This is a genomic window from Streptomyces sp. NPDC020884 (assembly GCF_044333935.1).
In the GTDB taxonomy this organism is placed as follows: domain Bacteria; phylum Actinomycetota; class Actinomycetes; order Streptomycetales; family Streptomycetaceae; genus Streptomyces.
On sequence record NZ_JBIRRY010000001.1, the window covers coordinates 858,447 to 874,389 of the forward strand.

At 68.7% G+C, this 15,943-nt stretch carries 15 protein-coding genes, 3 tRNA genes and 1 pseudogene; 9 read left to right on the forward strand and 10 right to left on the reverse strand.

Going from position 1 to position 15,943, the window contains the following annotated elements; all coding sequences use genetic code 11:
• Window positions 1-76 precede the first annotated feature (76 nt).
• From ACH4UK_RS03985 to ACH4UK_RS04000, 4 genes and pseudogenes are all read right to left on the reverse strand, one after another.
• Window positions 77-499, reverse strand: coding sequence for a hypothetical protein (locus ACH4UK_RS03985; RefSeq protein ID WP_055643605.1), 423 nt, complete (start codon window positions 497-499; stop codon window positions 77-79).
• A 62-nt stretch (window positions 500-561) separates the two neighbouring features.
• Window positions 562-2,337 carry a ParB/Srx family N-terminal domain-containing protein gene (locus ACH4UK_RS03990; RefSeq protein ID WP_055643604.1) on the reverse strand — a complete coding sequence of 592 codons (1,776 nt, stop codon included), beginning with the start codon at window positions 2,335-2,337 and terminating at the stop codon, window positions 562-564.
• A 93-nt stretch (window positions 2,338-2,430) separates the two neighbouring features.
• Window positions 2,431-2,894: pseudogene (locus ACH4UK_RS03995) on the reverse strand (DUF6197 family protein).
• A gap of 72 nt (window positions 2,895-2,966) precedes the next feature.
• Entirely contained in the window at window positions 2,967-3,707 is a 741-nt protein-coding gene (locus tag ACH4UK_RS04000; RefSeq protein WP_187452135.1) for a DUF2786 domain-containing protein, read from the reverse strand.
• Between the two features lie 629 nt (window positions 3,708-4,336).
• On the opposite strand from ACH4UK_RS04000, the gene ACH4UK_RS04005 reads away from it, so the two are divergent.
• Both ACH4UK_RS04005 and ACH4UK_RS04010 read left to right on the forward strand, forming a co-directional pair.
• Window positions 4,337-4,696 carry a hypothetical protein gene (locus ACH4UK_RS04005; protein WP_055643601.1) on the forward strand — a complete coding sequence of 120 codons (360 nt, stop codon included), beginning with the start codon at window positions 4,337-4,339 and terminating at the stop codon, window positions 4,694-4,696.
• Window positions 4,686-5,321: an HNH endonuclease gene (locus ACH4UK_RS04010; protein WP_055643600.1), complete on the forward strand. Its 636-nt coding sequence runs from the start codon at window positions 4,686-4,688 to the stop codon at window positions 5,319-5,321. Before ACH4UK_RS04005 ends, ACH4UK_RS04010 begins: the two co-directional genes overlap by 11 nt.
• Before the next feature lie 27 nt (window positions 5,322-5,348).
• On the opposite strand, the gene ACH4UK_RS04015 is transcribed toward ACH4UK_RS04010, so the two are convergent.
• Both ACH4UK_RS04015 and ACH4UK_RS04020 read right to left on the reverse strand, forming a co-directional pair.
• On the reverse strand, window positions 5,349-5,918 hold the full coding sequence (locus tag ACH4UK_RS04015; RefSeq protein WP_055646307.1) for an ImmA/IrrE family metallo-endopeptidase: 570 nt from the start codon (window positions 5,916-5,918) through the stop codon (window positions 5,349-5,351).
• Between the two features lie 22 nt (window positions 5,919-5,940).
• Window positions 5,941-6,303, reverse strand: a complete 363-nt coding sequence (locus ACH4UK_RS04020) for a helix-turn-helix domain-containing protein (protein ID WP_230883020.1) — start codon at window positions 6,301-6,303, stop codon at window positions 5,941-5,943.
• A gap of 149 nt (window positions 6,304-6,452) precedes the next feature.
• On the opposite strand from ACH4UK_RS04020, the gene ACH4UK_RS04025 reads away from it, so the two are divergent.
• From ACH4UK_RS04025 to ACH4UK_RS04035, 3 genes are read left to right on the forward strand one after another with little or no spacing between them, the layout of a single operon-like run.
• On the forward strand, window positions 6,453-6,713 hold the full coding sequence (locus ACH4UK_RS04025; RefSeq protein ID WP_033248701.1) for a multiubiquitin domain-containing protein: 261 nt from the start codon (window positions 6,453-6,455) through the stop codon (window positions 6,711-6,713).
• Complete coding sequence (locus tag ACH4UK_RS04030; protein ID WP_055643599.1) at window positions 6,688-7,851, forward strand: ThiF family adenylyltransferase; 1,164 nt, start codon at window positions 6,688-6,690, stop codon at window positions 7,849-7,851. Before ACH4UK_RS04025 ends, ACH4UK_RS04030 begins: the two co-directional genes overlap by 26 nt.
• A 50-nt stretch (window positions 7,852-7,901) precedes the next feature.
• A complete protein-coding gene (locus tag ACH4UK_RS04035; RefSeq protein WP_079037949.1) occupies window positions 7,902-8,249 on the forward strand; it encodes a DUF6527 family protein in 348 nt (115 codons plus the stop codon).
• A 74-nt stretch (window positions 8,250-8,323) separates the two neighbouring features.
• On the opposite strand, the gene ACH4UK_RS04040 is transcribed toward ACH4UK_RS04035, so the two are convergent.
• The 4 genes from ACH4UK_RS04040 to ACH4UK_RS04055 form a co-directional block, all read right to left on the reverse strand.
• Entirely contained in the window at window positions 8,324-9,559 is a 1,236-nt protein-coding gene (locus ACH4UK_RS04040) for a tyrosine-type recombinase/integrase (protein ID WP_055643598.1), read from the reverse strand.
• Between the two features lie 101 nt (window positions 9,560-9,660).
• Window positions 9,661-9,737: transfer RNA gene (locus ACH4UK_RS04045), tRNA-Ile, on the reverse strand.
• Between the two features lie 236 nt (window positions 9,738-9,973).
• A tRNA-Asn gene (locus ACH4UK_RS04050) sits at window positions 9,974-10,046 on the reverse strand.
• 5 nt (window positions 10,047-10,051) lie between these two features.
• Window positions 10,052-10,124 (reverse strand) — tRNA-Asn (locus tag ACH4UK_RS04055).
• A gap of 182 nt (window positions 10,125-10,306) precedes the next feature.
• On the opposite strand from ACH4UK_RS04055, the gene ACH4UK_RS04060 reads away from it, so the two are divergent.
• The 4 genes from ACH4UK_RS04060 (at window position 10,307) to ACH4UK_RS04075 (ending at window position 15,942) form a co-directional block, all read left to right on the forward strand.
• Window positions 10,307-10,612 carry a YtxH domain-containing protein gene (locus ACH4UK_RS04060; RefSeq protein WP_398354929.1) on the forward strand — a complete coding sequence of 102 codons (306 nt, stop codon included), beginning with the start codon at window positions 10,307-10,309 and terminating at the stop codon, window positions 10,610-10,612.
• Window positions 10,613-10,689: 77 nt separating this feature from the next.
• On the forward strand, window positions 10,690-12,141 hold the full coding sequence (locus ACH4UK_RS04065; RefSeq protein ID WP_398354400.1) for an FGGY family carbohydrate kinase: 1,452 nt from the start codon (window positions 10,690-10,692) through the stop codon (window positions 12,139-12,141).
• Between the two features lie 139 nt (window positions 12,142-12,280).
• A complete protein-coding gene (locus ACH4UK_RS04070) occupies window positions 12,281-14,014 on the forward strand; it encodes an ABC transporter ATP-binding protein (RefSeq protein ID WP_398354401.1) in 1,734 nt (577 codons plus the stop codon).
• Window positions 14,014-15,942 (forward strand): ABC transporter ATP-binding protein, encoded by a 1,929-nt coding sequence (locus ACH4UK_RS04075; protein ID WP_398354402.1) that lies wholly within the window; start codon window positions 14,014-14,016, stop codon window positions 15,940-15,942. Before ACH4UK_RS04070 ends, ACH4UK_RS04075 begins: the two co-directional genes overlap by 1 nt.
• Window position 15,943: the final 1 nt, after the last annotated feature.

Below are 15,943 nucleotides of genomic sequence, written 5' to 3' on the forward strand. Positions count from 1 at the left end.
GCGTACGGCCGGGGTCGGGCCGGCTGGCGGCCCGTGGGACCGGAGGGGGGTTGCCCTCCCCCTCCGACACCATTAATTAAACCATGTTTTGGGGTGTGGGGCAAGCATCCCGGCCGGGGATGTCGAGTGCAGCGCGGTCGCGCAGGAACGCGGCGAAATGGGCGGCGGTGTAGCTGTCGGCGGTGCCGTACGTGCGGCGGCAGTCCAGCGCACCGATGCGTTCGCCCCGGTGGCGGACGGGGAACGGCTGGCCGGGGGCCGGGATGGCGAGCGCGTACAGTCCGCGCGGGGTGTCCACGCGCAGGACGACGGCGGCGGCCTGGTGGTCGTAGGCGGCAGACCAGCGGGCGGGGCCAATGCCGAACTCTGCGAGTCCGCCCGCGATGGCGCGGGCCTGCATGATGTCGGCGGTGGTGCCGGGGTCGGGCTCGGCGGGGGCGGGGACGCATCCGCAACCGTGGTCGTCGGCGTGGGTCTCGAACAGAGCTGTACGGGTCACTGTGGGGCTCCTGGGGGTGCCGGGGGCGGTTCCCGCCCCCGGCGTCGGGCGGCTTGAGGTGGTTAGGCGGCGGCTTCGTCGTCGCTGGCCGGGTCGTCGGCTTCCTCGGCCTCCGGCTCGCCCGCCTCCTCGTTGGTGCCGGGCTCCTGCTCGGTCTCCGGCTCGCTGCCGGACGTGATCGCGGCGCGGGGCTTCTTCTTCGACGGGTCGTAGGGCTCCTCATCCACGACCGACTGCTCAATGGGTGTGAGCGGGTACCCGAGGGACGCGAGCACCTGGAACCACCGGCCGGTGGGCTTCCGCGTCCACGGGGCGTGCTGGCTGTCCGTCCGCCACGCCGACCGGTTTGCGCACTTCTCCCGGACGGCGGCGATGGCGGCGAACTGGAGCTGAGGGGCCCGGCGCGGGTCCTTGGCGACGTGCCCGGCGAAGCTGCCCCGGTCCTTGGCCTGCTCGGCGTTCAGCCCCAGGAATCCGGCCAGGATCTCCGTGGTGCCCTCCTTGTTCAGGTCGTCGGAGATACCCCAACTGCCGTTCAGGAGAGCATTATTGACGTGTCCGATCAGGGTGTTGGTGGTGTTCTTCGGGAGGTTGCGCCGCTTGATCAGGTCCGTGATCCACTTCCGGCGCAGGGCCTCGGCCGCGTCCCAGTCGATGTTCCCCTTCTTGACGGCGGCGCGGGCGGCGCGCTCGGCCTCCTTGTCGGCGGTGGTCATCGTGCCGCCGCTGGCGCTGGCACCCTCGGGCACCGTGTGCCCGTACAGGCCGGGGGCGGAGCAGTAGGGCTCGTACCGGTCTGCCCGCCGGTCGTCGAACACCCACACCAGCCCCTTGCAGTCGGCGTGCTCCTCGGTGCTGATGCCGCGCAGTCGCCACACGGGCATGGCACGCTCGGACAACTCCTCGGCGTCCCGGATCTTCTGCCCGGCCGCCTCCAGCTCCGCGCGGTGGGCCTCGGCCTTGGTCCGCTTGTCGCGCTTGGTCCGCTCGACGGCGATGACCCAGTCAACGTCTCCCTCGTCGGCGTCATCGTCGGCGGCGGCCTCGGTGATCGCGGCGAGCGCTTCGGCGTCGTCCGCGAACTCCGACAGCGCGGCCAGGTGCTCGAACGTCCACTCGCAGCTGCTCGCGCCGCTGACGACGGCCGACAGCTTCTCGTCGGACCGGACCTTGACCAGCGTCTTGACGTCCTTCTGCCGCACGCCTGCGGCCTTGGCGATGCGGCCCACCTGCGCGCCCGCCTCGGCCGCGCTGAACATGGCCTGGTTCACCTCGGAAGTGCTCAGGCTCTTGCGGTGCTGAGCGGTCGTGATCATGTCGAGGAACTGTCCGGCCGCGTCGCGGTCGTCGTCCTCCCACTCGTACGGCACGTGGGTAAGGCCCGCGTCCGTCGCGGCGTGGTAGCGGCGGTTTCCGTCGTTGACCTGAAGGACTCCGCCGTCAAGGCGCTGGATCTTGACGGGGATGCGGCACCCCTCGGTGCGGAGCGATTCCACGAACGGCGCGTTGAGGTCCAGGTCTTCGCGGGCGTTCTTCGGGTGCGGGGTGAGCGCGTCAATCCGGATCACGGGGCGCGGGGTGACCGGCACGGCCTCCAGCCCTGCGGCGACGGCGGCGGCCAGTCGCTGGAACCCGTCGATGACCTGCGGCACGTCGCCGTGGGTGCGCACGACGTACAGCGGCTCCACGACGCCGTTGTCCTTCACGTCGGCCAGCAGATCGGCCGGGGCCTCGATGTCGCGGACGTTGCCGGGGTGCGCGGCCAGCTCGGCGACCGTGAGGGTCGGCCACGGGGCAGGGGCAGTCTGGACGCCGGCCTGGGTCTTGGTGTTCGTCATCGATCCTTCTCTTTCTGGTGAGAGTTCTTCGGGCCGTTCGGCCCGGTGACGGTGTCGGTCGGGGGGTTGCCCTCCCCCTTCCGACACCATTAATTAAACCATGTTCTTGAGGTTGGGGCAACCGGGGAGGTTGTGATCGCCGTCACTCGGGTGCAGGGCTGCGGCGGCGCGGATCATGGCGGCGGCCTCTGCGGTGGTCCGCTCGGGTTCGTCCCCCCAGCACCACAGGAGGGTGCGCCGGTAGGCGTCCTCCGTGAGCCGCAGCTTTCGCCACCGGACCCCGGACACGGGACGGCCGTTGACCTGGTTGCTGAGCACCACAAGGGAGTCGAACAGGGCGCGTTGGAAGATGTTCCAGGGTTCACCGCGTACGGACCAGCGGGGCCGGACGGAGCGCACGCCGCGCTCCCATGCGTGCAGCACGGGGCGGTGTCGCCAATCCGGCCAGGCTGCCAGAGGTGGTCACCCTGGTAGAGCCCGACGCGTTCGATGTGGTCGGCGGCGGCCGCGAGGATGCGGGCGGGGGTGGCCGGGGGCTTTCGAGCGGGCACGGTCATGCCTCCTGGGGTAGGGCGCGGGCTCGGCGGCCGGGGGGGGCGGCGGATGACCACCCCCCGGCCTTGACGGGGTTACGCGGCTATGGACCCGGCCATGGTGCGGCCGATCTGCTTACCGCCGATGTCGGCGCGGCTTCCCGCCGTCCACCCGGCTCCGTACCCGTTGCCGGTCATGGTGGTGGTGCCACCCTTCCGTGCACGGGGGTACGCCTGCTGATAGCTGCGCGAGACGACGGCCTTGCGGTCCGCGAGCACGAGGACCGCGCTGCGGCCGGTGGCGGTGGTCTCGCCCTTGGCCTCGTCGCGTGCGCCGCGCTCGGCCTCCTCGATGCGGTCGCCCACCCGGTTGATGAAGCCGAGAAGCCAGGATCGACGCCAGGCACGCGCACCCTGGCCCGGCGGGACCGACTGAGCGGCCAGTCCGCTGTTCATCTGGAGGAGAAGGGAGGTGTAGAGCAGTTCGACACGCTGAAGGTCGCTCGCGTACCCGAAGATGTGCACTCGGCGGGCCGGGCCGCTGCCGTCCCGGCCGAGGTGGATCAGCTCGCAGCCGAGGGCGAGCGCGATGCGGTTGATGAGGCGGACACGCTCCATCGCCCACGGATTATCCAGAACGATCTTGCGGTCCGTCGGGGCGTCGCTGGCCGGGTTGGCGTCGTTGAGCATCGCCTGTTCGACGCCATACTTCGCCATCATCTCGAACGCCCGCTTCCGGGCCAACTCCGCCTCCGCCTCCGGAGTACGGGGATCCTCCGCCTTAGCGAGAAGGGCGCGGATGGTTTCGAGCTTCGCGGGTGCCTTCGTGGTGCTCACGTTCATTCTCCTGGTGAGAGAGGTTGTCGGCGGCCGGTCGGCCCGCCGTGTGCCGGTCGGGGGTTGCCCTCCCCTTCCGACATCACTAATTAAACCATGTTCTAGGGATTGGGTCAACCCGGATAAGGGCTCTGAGCTGGCCTTTTCTTGCACCCCACGGCCCGCACCCGCCCGGCCGGGCCCGACCACAACGGGCCTGGGCGGGGTTCCCTCCTCGGTCGGACAGCTCCGCCGTACCAGGGTTCCGGGCGCGGCGTCCTGGCTCGCGTAGCGACCGCGCAGCGGCTCGGCCTGGACGCCGTGTCCGGGTTCCTGGTACGCCCCTTGGGGTGTCCGGCCGAGGAGGGAACCCCGCCTTCACCCGCACCACAACGCTCCCGCACCCGACCAACCATCCCCCACCCCCTCCGAGGAGGACCCGCCGGAGGCTGCCTTTCGCTCTGGCCAGCACTCAACGAAGGCGTGGTTCGAGATGTCCGCGGACCTGTGCCTACTGTGCGCACGACGAGCACTGACTTCGAACAGAACTGGGGGCATGGGTGAGCACGAATTCGGCAGGACCGGTGAGCGCGTCGGAGCTGCGGCGGCGGGTTCGCGCTGCTGAAGCGGTGAAGGCGAGGACGCGGGAGATGGCCGCCGAGCACGCGCTGACTGCACGCGAGGCTGCGGTGAAGGCGGCCAAGGCGAAGGAGGAAGCCGACGTCACGGCACGGGAGGCTGCTGCTGTAGTCCTGCGGCTGTTCGACAACGATGCCGAGTTGGTCTCGGAACTGCTGGGCGTCCCAGCGGAGGAGTTGGAACGTGAGGCGAAGCCTGTTACCGCTGCTCGGGCGAAGGAGATCATCGAATCGCTGCGTGCCCGCGCCGAGCGGCCCCGCACCACCCGAATCCGAAAGCCTCGGACAGATGCGGCAGACGCAGCTTCCTCGACCTCGGGCGCCCCGGCCCCGGTCGTCACGGCGGACGACAGCCGGGCTGATGCCGCCTGAGAACAACATCGGGCCCGGACTCTTCCCGCTCGCGGCGGTGAACGGGTCCGGGCCCGTTCACGTTGACGAGCAACTTTCCCTCATCGGTGAGCCAACGCCCGTTCGTATACCGGCTGTTGAGTGGATGTCCTGGCTGGCCAACGAGTCCGTTCAGGCCCGGTACTGGGCAAAGGTCTACCGAACCTCGTCAACCGAGGACTGCTGGTTCTTCTTCGGCGGGATCTCCAGCACCGGCCACGCCAGCTTCAGGGCCGCCTCGCGGCCGGGCAGGACGCGACGCGGCACGGTGCCGGGCCACCTCTACGGGTACCAGCTCGCGCACGGTGTCATCCCTCGGCTCGGCTGGGGTACCGACAGCCCGACCGTCTGCCACACCTGCGACAACCACTCCTGCCAGCAACCAGCACACCTGCGACTGGGCACTCCGGCCGAAAACCGCGCGGAGTGGCTCGCCCGGCGCCACGACCCTCGCAGCCCTTTGGCAGACCTTCGCGGCCCCGCCCACCGATCGCGCGCGATCGGTGCCGCGATCCGCGCAGGTCAAGCCCACGACGAGTCCGAGGAGGAGATCGCCCGCCGAATCAAGGCCGCCGTCGCTGCGGGGCGACCCTTGAGCCTGTGGTGAGCGGCCTCGCCTACAGACGGACCTTCCTCAAGGCCGGGCACGTCCCGTGGATGAACTAAATCCGTACTTCTGCGCTGCCCGCTGCGCCCGCACCCGCGGCCCCTTCATCTGCATCTGCGCGAACTGCTCACTCACCACATAGGCAGCCGCGACGCGCGCGTTGTCCCAACCGTCATACGCCATGCGCTGGGCTGCCGCCAAAGGCACCAGCAGTTCACCGGCCATGAACGTGGCCTGCTTCTCCTGTTCCGGATTGAACTGTCGCTTATGATCCTCACCGAGAATCACGCCGTCGAAGGAGTGCTCCAACAGGTGGTGGCCGAGTTCATGGGCAATGTTGGAGCGGCGGCGGACGAGTATGTGGGACTCGTTCTCGACGATCACCCGCGCCGTGCCGAGCGGCACCAAGGCAGCCGACCAGACCGAGGAGCTGCTCACCGTGAAGTGCTGGAGAGCGACGGCGGTCATCTCGAACTTCTGTAGGTCTTCGAGGGTGTACACGCCGATACCGTGTTCCTCCGCCAAGACGTAAGGGTCGAGGGGGTCTTTGGGCCCCAACCCAAGTCCGGCCCGTTCCTCCTGTGCGACCTCGCGCATCAGCGCCTGCGTCCAGCGCAACTTAATGGCCCCGGGATTCGCGTTCCGCACGGAACCGCCGTGCGGCGGCGCCGATGACCTCCTCAAGGTAGGCCACGTCGTCGCCGCTGAGGTCGCTACGCGCCCGCAGCAGGGGTACGAGCGACGCGACGAGCTCCGGGTCGCCCTTCGCGCTCTCGCCTTCCGAGCTGACATAAAACGTCTCCGCCGGCATCCGGAGCCACGTCGTCATGGCTGCGAACGCGCTGACATCCGGTTTCAGTCCATTGGCCATACGCGAGATGGTCGAGGCGCTCACCCCGAGCTCCTTGGCCAGCTGCCGCCAGGACAGCCCTTTCTCCGTGCGGGCCGCATCCAGCGCTGCGTGCAGGGTCTGCACGTTCACACCCGGACTCTCACTCATCAATGTCCCCGACTTCATCCACTGCTCGACTTTTCGATCACCTCTGCTACAGTCTACCTGCTCGAACTTTCGAGCAATGACCGACTCTCGCACGACTTCGGCTACATGAAGTACGAACAGGAGGACTTGCGATGCCGCAGGAAAACCAGGGGCCCAAGCCCGTCACGATCATCGTCAATACCCGCCCGCACGTTTGGGAGGCGAAGGAGATCACCTACAAGCAGGTCGTCGAGCTCGCCTACCCTGGCCAGCCGCCGAACGACCAGGACACCTACACCGTCCGCTACAGCCGCGGGCACGACGGACACGGAACGGGCAGCCTCACCGACGGCCACGATGTCCGAGTGAAGAAGGGGATGGTCTTCGATGTCTACCGCACTTCTCGCTCGTGACCCCGACCTCTCGCGCCTCCTCGATGACGGCTACAACGTCGTCCTTCAGGCGGGTCACATCATCGTCCAGATCCCGTACGTCACTGAGAGCCGCACCGTCGAGCACGGCTTCCTCGCCCACCCCGTCACCGTCGCCGGAGACCGCCTCGTTTCCGAGACCGACCACCGCATCTGGTTCGGTGGCTCTACCCCCTGCGACGAGCGCGGCCGTCCCCTGACCGTCGCCAACCCGGACCCCAGGGAGATCGCCGGCGGCAGGCAGGCGAACTTCATGCTCTCCAGCAAGCCCCCGGACGGCTACCCCGACCAGTACGCGAAGATCACCGCATACGTGCGGATCGTCGCCGACCACGCTCACGCCCTCGACTCCTCAGCCACACCCACCCCCGGCGCGGCGTGGCAGGAGATCGACGACGACAGCCCCTTCGCCTACCGCGACACCGCCACTTCACGTGCAGGCATCTCGGCTGTCAACCGCCGGTTCAGAGGTCACCGCGTCGTCATCATCGGCCTTGGAGGCAGCGGAAGCTACATTCTCGACCAGGTGGCCAAGACCGAGGTCGACTCGATCCTCCTCATCGATGGCGACACCTTCGACAACCACAACGCCTTCCGCGCGCCCGGTGCCGCTGCCCTCGACACGCTGCGCGAACGGCCGCTCAAGGCCACCTACTTCGCTGCGGTCTACGCCAACATGCATCAGGGTGTAGCTGCCTGCCCGAAGTACCTCGACGAGGACAATCTAGATTTGCTTGAAGGAGCGACATTCGCGTTCCTCGCCTCGGACGACGCTGCCAGCAAACCGGCCATCATCGGCTGGCTCGAAGCCCACGAGGTGCCCTTCATCGACGTCGGCATGGGTATCGAAGAGATCGACGGGCGCCTCAGCGGACTCCTCCGCATCACCACAAGCCTCCCCGGGCGCCGAGACGCCGCCCGCGACCGCATCCCCCGGTCAGCAACCGAACGCGACGCCTATGCAAGCAACATCCAGACCGCGGACCTCAACGCGCTCAATGCCGTCCTGGCCGTCATCCGCTGGAAACGCTCCCTCGACATCTACGCCGACGCCACCGGCGAGAGCCACACCACTTACTCACTGATCACCAACGAGATCGCCAACGAGGACCTGCCGTGACGAGGCAGGACACCCTGCGGCCGGTGTTCACCGAGACGTTTCCCTCAACAATGGACACAGGCGTGCTCTACGTCTCGGTCCCCTACCGCACGTGCGGCCACCTGTGCTGCTGCGGATGTGGCCAAGAAGTGGTCACACCCCTCTCCCCGGTCCAGTGGTCTTTTACCTATGACGGCGAAAGCGCGTCCCTCGCCCCCTCTATCGGCAACTGGTCACTCACGTGTCAGTCGCACTACTGGATCCGTAACGGCCACGTCCGCTGGAGCCGCCGGTACTCGCCGGCGGAAATCGATCAAAATCGGGACCGGGACCGTCGCCTGCTGGCCCAAGGTCCAGAGACCCCCGAGCCAACGCAGCCCTCCAGACTCCGTCGCCTTCTGCAGTTCTGGCGTTCATAGGTCGACGAGTGCAAAACAGTGGAAGCCGGACACCCTCGAAGGATGTCCGGCTTCCTTGCGTTCCGGGACCTACTTCAAGCTGCCTGGGTCATGGCATCCGGAATCGTGGCACCCATCGCCCACTCGACGGCGGCCACGACTTCATCATCCGAGGCCTCCAGCAGGTGTCCATACCGGTCGACGGTCGTCGTGATCGACTCGTGGCCGAGGCGGGCCTGAATCACGGGCAGCGGGACCTTGCCGGCGATGAGCCAGGAGGCGTGCGTGTGGCGGAGGTCGTGGACGCGCGGACGCTTGGTGAGGCCGACGGCGTTGGCGGCGTCGATGGCAGGCTTCCAGCGGTGTGCGTAGAACACGCCGGAGTGCCAGGCCCCGCCTTCTGGCGCGGTGAAGATCAGGTCGGTCGGCTTCTTCCCCCGGCAGCGGCGCTGGAACAGTTTCACCTGCTCCGGGGTGAGCACGAGCGTCCGGCGTGACTTCTTGGTCTTGGGGGCGCCGAGGAACGTCCCGCCCTCTCCACGCCGCTTCCAGGCGCGCTGCACGCGGAGCGTCGGCCGCTTCGACGCGAAGGTGAAGTCCCGGGGTTGCAGAGCGGTTATCTCGCCCCATCGGAGGCCGGTGCTCACCAGGGCATCGACGATGTCGACGGCGTCGGCGCGCACGTGTGTCTTGAGGAGTGCGTATTCCTCGGGTTCAAGGAAGACCTCGTCATCCTCGGTGTCGTTCCCCTTGGGCAAGCGCGTGTGGGCGCACGGGTTCGAGTCGCGTAGGGCGGGATCGGCGCTCACGGCGGACTGGAAGATGCTGTAGAGCAAGCCGTGGAAGTTGGCGATGGTCTTCGGGGCGTACGCCCGGCGCTTCGTACCCGCAGGGTGCAGCGGGCCGGGCCTCCCGTTCTGAAGGTCCAGAATCCACTGGCTAACGTGGTTCCGGGTAAGCCTGCTCCCGCGGTCGGAGACTGACAGCTCCCCGAACCACGGGATCATGTGGTTATCGATGAATCTCGTGTAGTTGGTTCTGGTGTGCTCAGATATGTCCGTCAGTAGCCCCACGTAGGCGTGCGCGTAGACCGCGAACTTCTCCGAGTCCGGCAGCGGAGGCTCGTTCGCCTCAACGAATCCCTCGCCCTTGACCCACCCCGGCGGCCATTGCTGTCCGTGACCGTTGACCAGGTCGCGGAACCGCTTCGCCGGATCGTCATCGTCGAAGGTCTCGCGACACCACGCCCCTGTTCGGGAGCCGCCGGCCCGCCACATGACGGTGTACGAGGGGGCTCCGGACAGCCGGGAATTGGTCTTGATGTAAGCCATGGGAGCAAGCGTACGAGGCTTCGGTGCGGCGTTCGTGCGGCGAATGCCTCGTCTGCGCTAGCGTGAAACCTACGTTTTCGCAGGTCACGACGTTTCTGCTGTGGTGGGGCGGGTGGGACTCGAACCCACGGCCGACGGATTATGAGTCCGCTGCTCTAACCGGCTGAGCTACCGCCCCGTTTCGGCGTGGCGCGTACAAGTGTGCGCACCGTCTGCCGCAGCATAGCCGGTCATACGATCTCTCGCTTCGGATGGTCGGCTTCGCCTGATCATGAGGACTTCGCTGCGTGCTGCCCGGTTCCGGGTGGGGCCGAGGAGACCCGAAAGGGTGATCGCGGGGCCCCGTGCGGGCGTCCGGAGAGCCTCCGCACGGCCCCACGCGAAAGAGGACCCCGAGGGGTCCTCTTCCGTCCGCTCCCCCGACTGGACTCGAACCAGTAACCCTCCGGTTAACAGCCGAATGCTCTGCCAATTGAGCTACAGGGGATCGCGCTCCCCCGACTGGACTCGAACCAGTAACCTGCCGGTTAACAGCCGGCTGCTCTGCCAATTGAGCTACAGGGGATTGCTGCGCTGCTGCGAAATCGTACCTGCCTGGCGGCTGCCGGGCGGCGCGCGTTCGCTGCGACACATACATTAGCGCAAGCAGGGGGGTGCTCCGCCAATCGGTATCGCCCGGGGTGATCTCGGGCGCTCGCGGGTAGGCGGGCTGCACACGTCGCACCAAGCGTAGGAAGGGTGGCAGCCATGCGGTACCGGCTCACGTTCATCGCCGGAGTGGCCCTCGGTTACGTGCTCGGCACGCGAGCCGGGCGCGAGCGTTACGAGCAGTTGAAGAAGTCGGCCCGGCAGTTCGCGGAGAACCCCGCCGTGCGCAACGCCGCCGAGAGCGCCGCCCACAGCGGCCGGGACATCGCGGGCAAGGCGTACCACTCGGTCAGCGACAAGGTCGGGGACAAGGTGCCCGCGTCCGTCGCCGAGCGGGTCAGGTCGCTGCGGGACCGCAGCAGCCAGAACGGCGGCGAGGACGACTGGGGGACCACCAACACCTAGGCCCCGGGACCCGGGGTCGCGGTCGGGACCCGCGGCGGCGGTTACGGGAAAGTCGCGGGGTGCGGCAGAATCTCCCCATGGGCATAGTCGCGGGGTTGGACAGTTCTTCCGCCTTCACTCACATCGTCGTCTGCGACACGGATACGGGCGCCGTGCTCCGGGAGGGGTATGCCACCCATCCGGTCGAGGCCAAGGCAACCGAGGTCGATCCGCAGGCATGGCTGCTCTCCCTCGGTGAGGCGGCCTCCGGCGGGCTGCTCGAAGGCGTGCAGGCCATCGGCGTCTCGGCCCAGCAGCACGGGCTCGTGCCGCTGGACCGGCAGGGCAATCTCGTACGTCCCGCGCTGCTCGGCAACGACCGGCGGGCGCAGGTCGCCGCGGCCGATCTCGTCGACGCGCTGGGCGGGCGGCAGGCCTGGGCGGAAGCCGTCGGGGCCGTGCCGGGGGCCGCACAGCCGGTGGCGAAGCTGCGCTGGCTGGCGCGGACCGAGCCGGAGAACGCCCAGCGGGTGGCCGCCGTGCTCCAGCCGCACGACTGGCTCGTGTGGCAGTTGCTGGGTCGGCCCGCCCGGCGGACCACGGACCGGGGCGCGGCCTCGGGCACCGGGTACTGGTCGGCCGGGTCCGGTTCCTATCGGCCCGATCTGGTCGAGCTGGCCCTCGGTCACGCCGCCGGACTGCCCGAGGTGCTCGGCCCCGCCGACTCCGCCGGGATGACGCCCGAGGGGCTGCTGATCTCCGCGGGCACCGGCGAGACCATGGCCGCGGCCTTCGGGCTCGGGGTCGCGGTGGGCGACGCGGTGGTCTCGCTGGGGGCCTCCGGGTCCGTGATGGCGGTGCACCACGAGGCGCTCGCCGACCCGGACGGGATGATCACCTCGTTCGCCGACGCCACCGGGATGCATCTGCCCGTCGTGCATCTCTCCAATGCCGTACGCGCGCTGCGCGGGACCGCCGAGATGCTGGGCCTGGAGGGGATCGAGGAGCTTTCGGCCCTGGCGCTGAAGTCGACGCCCGGAGCCTCCGGTCTGGTGCTGCTGCCGTATCTGGAGGGCGAGCGCACCCCGCAGCTCCCGCACACCGCGGGCACCCTGAGCGGGCTGCGGCGCGAGTCGATGAAGCCGGAGCACCTGGCGCGGGCCGCGTTCGAGGGGATGCTGTGCTCGCTGGCCGACGCCCTGGACGTGCTGCGCGGGCGGGGTGTGGAGGTGCGGCGGGTGTTCCTGCTGGGCGCCGCCGCCGAGCTCCCGGCCGTACAGGCTCTGGCTCCGGCGGTGTTCGGCAGCCAGGTCGTGGTGCCGCAGCCCGCCCAGTACGCGGCGATCGGCGCGGCCCGGCAGGCGGCCTGGGCGCTCGGGGTCTCGCAGGGCTCCCTCGACCCGCGCACTCCCCCGGCCTGGCAGGGCGCGGCGGCCCAGGTGCTGGAGCCCGGCGACGAGCTGGCGGTCGGCGGTGCGGTGCGTCAGCAGTACGCGGCCACCCGGGACCAGATCCACCCCGGCGCCTTCCGCGGGGCGCACCCGGAGTGAGGCGGTGAATCCGGAGCGCGCGGGTCCTGTTCGCGCGCTCCAGGTTTGACCTGGGCTTGGCGAAAAGGGTTCGCTCTCGGAGTACGGCGTACGCGAAACTGGGTCGGCCTCTGCCCTCCGCCGATTCCGAGAGACCCGCGTGCTCATAAAACTCCTGCGGGCCCATCTGGGCCCGTACAAGAAACCCATCCTGCTGCTGGTGTTCCTTCAGCTGCTCCAGACCTGCGCCACTCTGTATCTGCCCAGTCTGAACGCCGACATCATTGACAACGGTGTCGTCACGGGCGACACCGGCTACATCCTGGAATTCGGCGGTCTCATGATCGCCGTCAGTGTTCTGCAGGTCCTCTGCAATGTGGGGGCCGTGTACTACGGAGCCCGGACCGCCTCCGCCCTCGGGCGGGACGTGCGGGCCGCCGTCTTCGACCGGGTGCAGTCCTTCTCCGCCCGTGAGCTGGGGCGCTTCGGGGCGCCCTCGCTGATCACCCGGACCACCAACGACGTCCAGCAGGTCCAGATGCTGGTGCTGCTGTCGTTCACCCTGATGGTGTCCGCCCCGATCATGTGCGTCGGCGGCATCATCATGGCGCTCGGCCTGGATGTGCCGCTCTCCGCCGTGCTGCTGGCGGTCGTGCCGGTGCTCGGTGTCTCGGTCGGCCTCATCGTGAAGAGGATGCGGCCGCTGTTCCGCAGCATGCAGGAGCGGCTGGACTCGGTGAACCGGGTGCTGCGCGAGCAGATCACCGGCAACCGGGTCATCCGGGCCTTCGTCCGGGACGGGTACGAGGAGAAGCGGTTCCGGGGTGCGAACACCGAGCTGACCGATGTGTCGGTGGCGACCGGGCGTCTGATGGCGCTGATGTTCCCGACCGTGATGACGGTGGTCAACCTGTCGTCGGTCGCGGTGGTGTGGTTCGGTGCGCACCGCATCGAGAGCGGCGGGATGCAGATCGGTGCGCTGACCGCGTTCCTCGCCTATCTGATGCAGATCGTGATGGCCGTGATGATGGCCACCTTCATGTTCATGATGGTGCCGCGCGCCGAGGTGTGCGCCGAGCGCATCGAGGAGGTGCTCGGCACCGATTCGAGCGTCGTGCCGCCCCTCTCCCCCGTCACCGAGCTGCGGCGGCACGGGCATCTGGAGGTGCGGGGCGCGGAGTTCCGGTATCCGGGTGCCGAGGAGCCGGTGCTGCGGGCCGTGGATCTGGTGGCGCGGCCCGGGGAGACCACCGCGATCATCGGGTCGACGGGCAGCGGGAAGTCCACGCTGCTCGGACTCGTACCCCGGCTGTTCGATGTGACGGACGGGGTGGTGCTGGTCGACGGCGAGGACGTGCGGACGCTGGATCCGGTGCTGCTGGCGAAGACGGTGAGCCTGGTGCCGCAGCGGCCGTACCTCTTCTCGGGGACGGTCGCGACGAACCTGCGGTACGGGAATCCGGACGCCACGGACGAGGAGCTGTGGCACGCGCTGGAGGTGGCGCAGGCCAAGGAGTTCGTCGAGGCGCTGGAGCACGGGCTCGACGCGCCGATCGCGCAGGGCGGCACCAATGTGTCGGGCGGTCAGCGGCAGCGGCTCGCCATCGCCCGGACGCTGGTGCAGCGCCCGGAGATCTATCTGTTCGACGACTCGTTCTCCGCGCTGGACTACGCGACGGACGCCGCGCTGCGGGCGGCGCTGGGGCGGGAGACGGCGGGGGCGACCGTGGTGATCGTGGCGCAGCGGGTGTCCACCATCCGTGACGCGGACCGGATCCTGGTGCTGGACGAGGGCCGGGTCGTGGGGACCGGCACCCATCACGAGCTGATGGACGGCAATGAAACGTACCGGGAGATCGTGCTCTCCCAGCTGACGGAAGCGGAGGCCGCGTAATGGCCGGTCCGGGCGGACGGATGATGGCCGGGGGCGCGCCCACCGAGCGGTCGATGGATTTCAAGGGGTCGAGCAAGCGGCTGCTGAAGCGGTTCGGGCGGGAGAAGTCCTCGCTCTGGCTGATGCTGGGCGCGGTGACGGTGAGCGTCGCGCTGTCGGTGGCCGGGCCGAAGATCCTCGGCAGGGCGACCGACCTGATCTTCGCCGGTGTCGTCGGGCGCCAGATGGCCGAGGGCACGACGAAGGCACAGGCGATCGAGGGGCTGCGTGAGGACGGCCGCGGGTCCATGGCCGACATGCTCTCGGGGGTGGGCTTCACCCCCGGCGAGGGCATCGACTTCGGCGCGGTGGGGAACGTCCTGCTGCTGGCCCTGGTGATCTACGTCGGGGCCGGGCTGCTGATGCTGGTGTCGACGCGGTTGTCGATCCGGGTGATCAACCGGGTCGTGTTCCAGTTGCGTGAGGACCTCCAGACGAAGCTGGCGCGGCTGCCGCTGTCGTACTTCGACCGGGCCAAGCGCGGTGACGTACTGAGCCGGGCGACGAACGACATCGACAACATCTCGCAGACGCTCCAGCAGACGATGGGCCAGCTCATCAACTCCCTGCTGACCATCATCGGCGTACTGGTGGTGATGTTCTGGATCTCGCCGCTGCTGGCCCTGGTCGCGCTGGTGACGATCCCGCTGTCGGTGGTCGTGGCCACCCAGGTCGGCAAGCGGTCGCAGCCGCAGTTCGTGCAGCAGTGGCGGGTGACGGGGAAGCTCAACGCCCACATCGAGGAGATGTACACCGGGCACAACCTGGTGAAGGTCTTCGGCCGGCAGGAGGAGTCCGCGCGGGACTTCGCCGAGCAGAACGACGCGCTGTACGAGGCGGGCTTCAAGGCCCAGTTCGCCAGCGGGATCATGCAGCCGCTGATGATGTTCGTCTCCAACCTCAACTATGTGCTGGTCGCCGTGGTCGGCGGGCTCCGGGTCGCCTCGGGCACGCTGTCGATCGGTGACGTCCAGGCGTTCATCCAGTACTCGCGGCAGTTCTCGATGCCGCTGACTCAGGTCGCCTCCATGGCCAACCTGGTGCAGTCCGGCATCGCTTCGGCGGAGCGGGTCTTCGAGGTGCTGGACGCCGAGGAGCAGGACGCGGATCCGGAGCACGGCGAGCGCCCGGAGCGGCCCGAGGGCCGGGTCTCGCTGGAGAAGGTGGCCTTCCGCTACGAGCCGGAGAAGCCGCTGATCGAGAATCTCTCGCTGAGCGTGGAGCCGGGGCAGACCGTCGCGATCGTCGGTCCGACCGGTGCGGGCAAGACGACGCTGGTCAACCTGCTGATGCGGTTCTACGAGGTGACCGGCGGGCGGATCGCGCTCGACGGGATCGACGTGGCGAAGATGTCCCGGGACGACCTGCGGTCCTCCATAGGCATGGTGCTCCAGGACACCTGGCTGTTCGGCGGTTCGATCGCGGAGAACATCGCGTACGGCGCTTCGCGCGAGGTCACCCGGGAGGAGATCGAGGAGGCGGCCAGGGCGGCGCACGCGGACCGGTTCATCCGGACGCTGCCCGCCGGGTACGACTCGGTGATCGACGACGAGGGCAGCGGGGTCAGCGCGGGCGAGAAGCAGCTGATCACCATCGCGCGGGCGTTCCTGTCCGACCCGGTGATCCTGGTCCTCGACGAGGCGACCAGTTCGGTGGACACCCGGACCGAGGTGCTGATCCAGAAGGCGATGGCGCGCCTGGCCCACGGGCGTACGTCGTTCGTGATCGCGCACCGGCTCTCCACGATCCGGGACGCGGACGTGATCCTGGTGATGGAGAGCGGCTCGATCGTCGAACAGGGCACGCACGAGACGCTGCTGGCGGCCGGCGGGGCCTACGCCCGGCTGTACGCGGCGCAGTTCGCCGAGGCGTTGTCCGAGGTGGACTGAG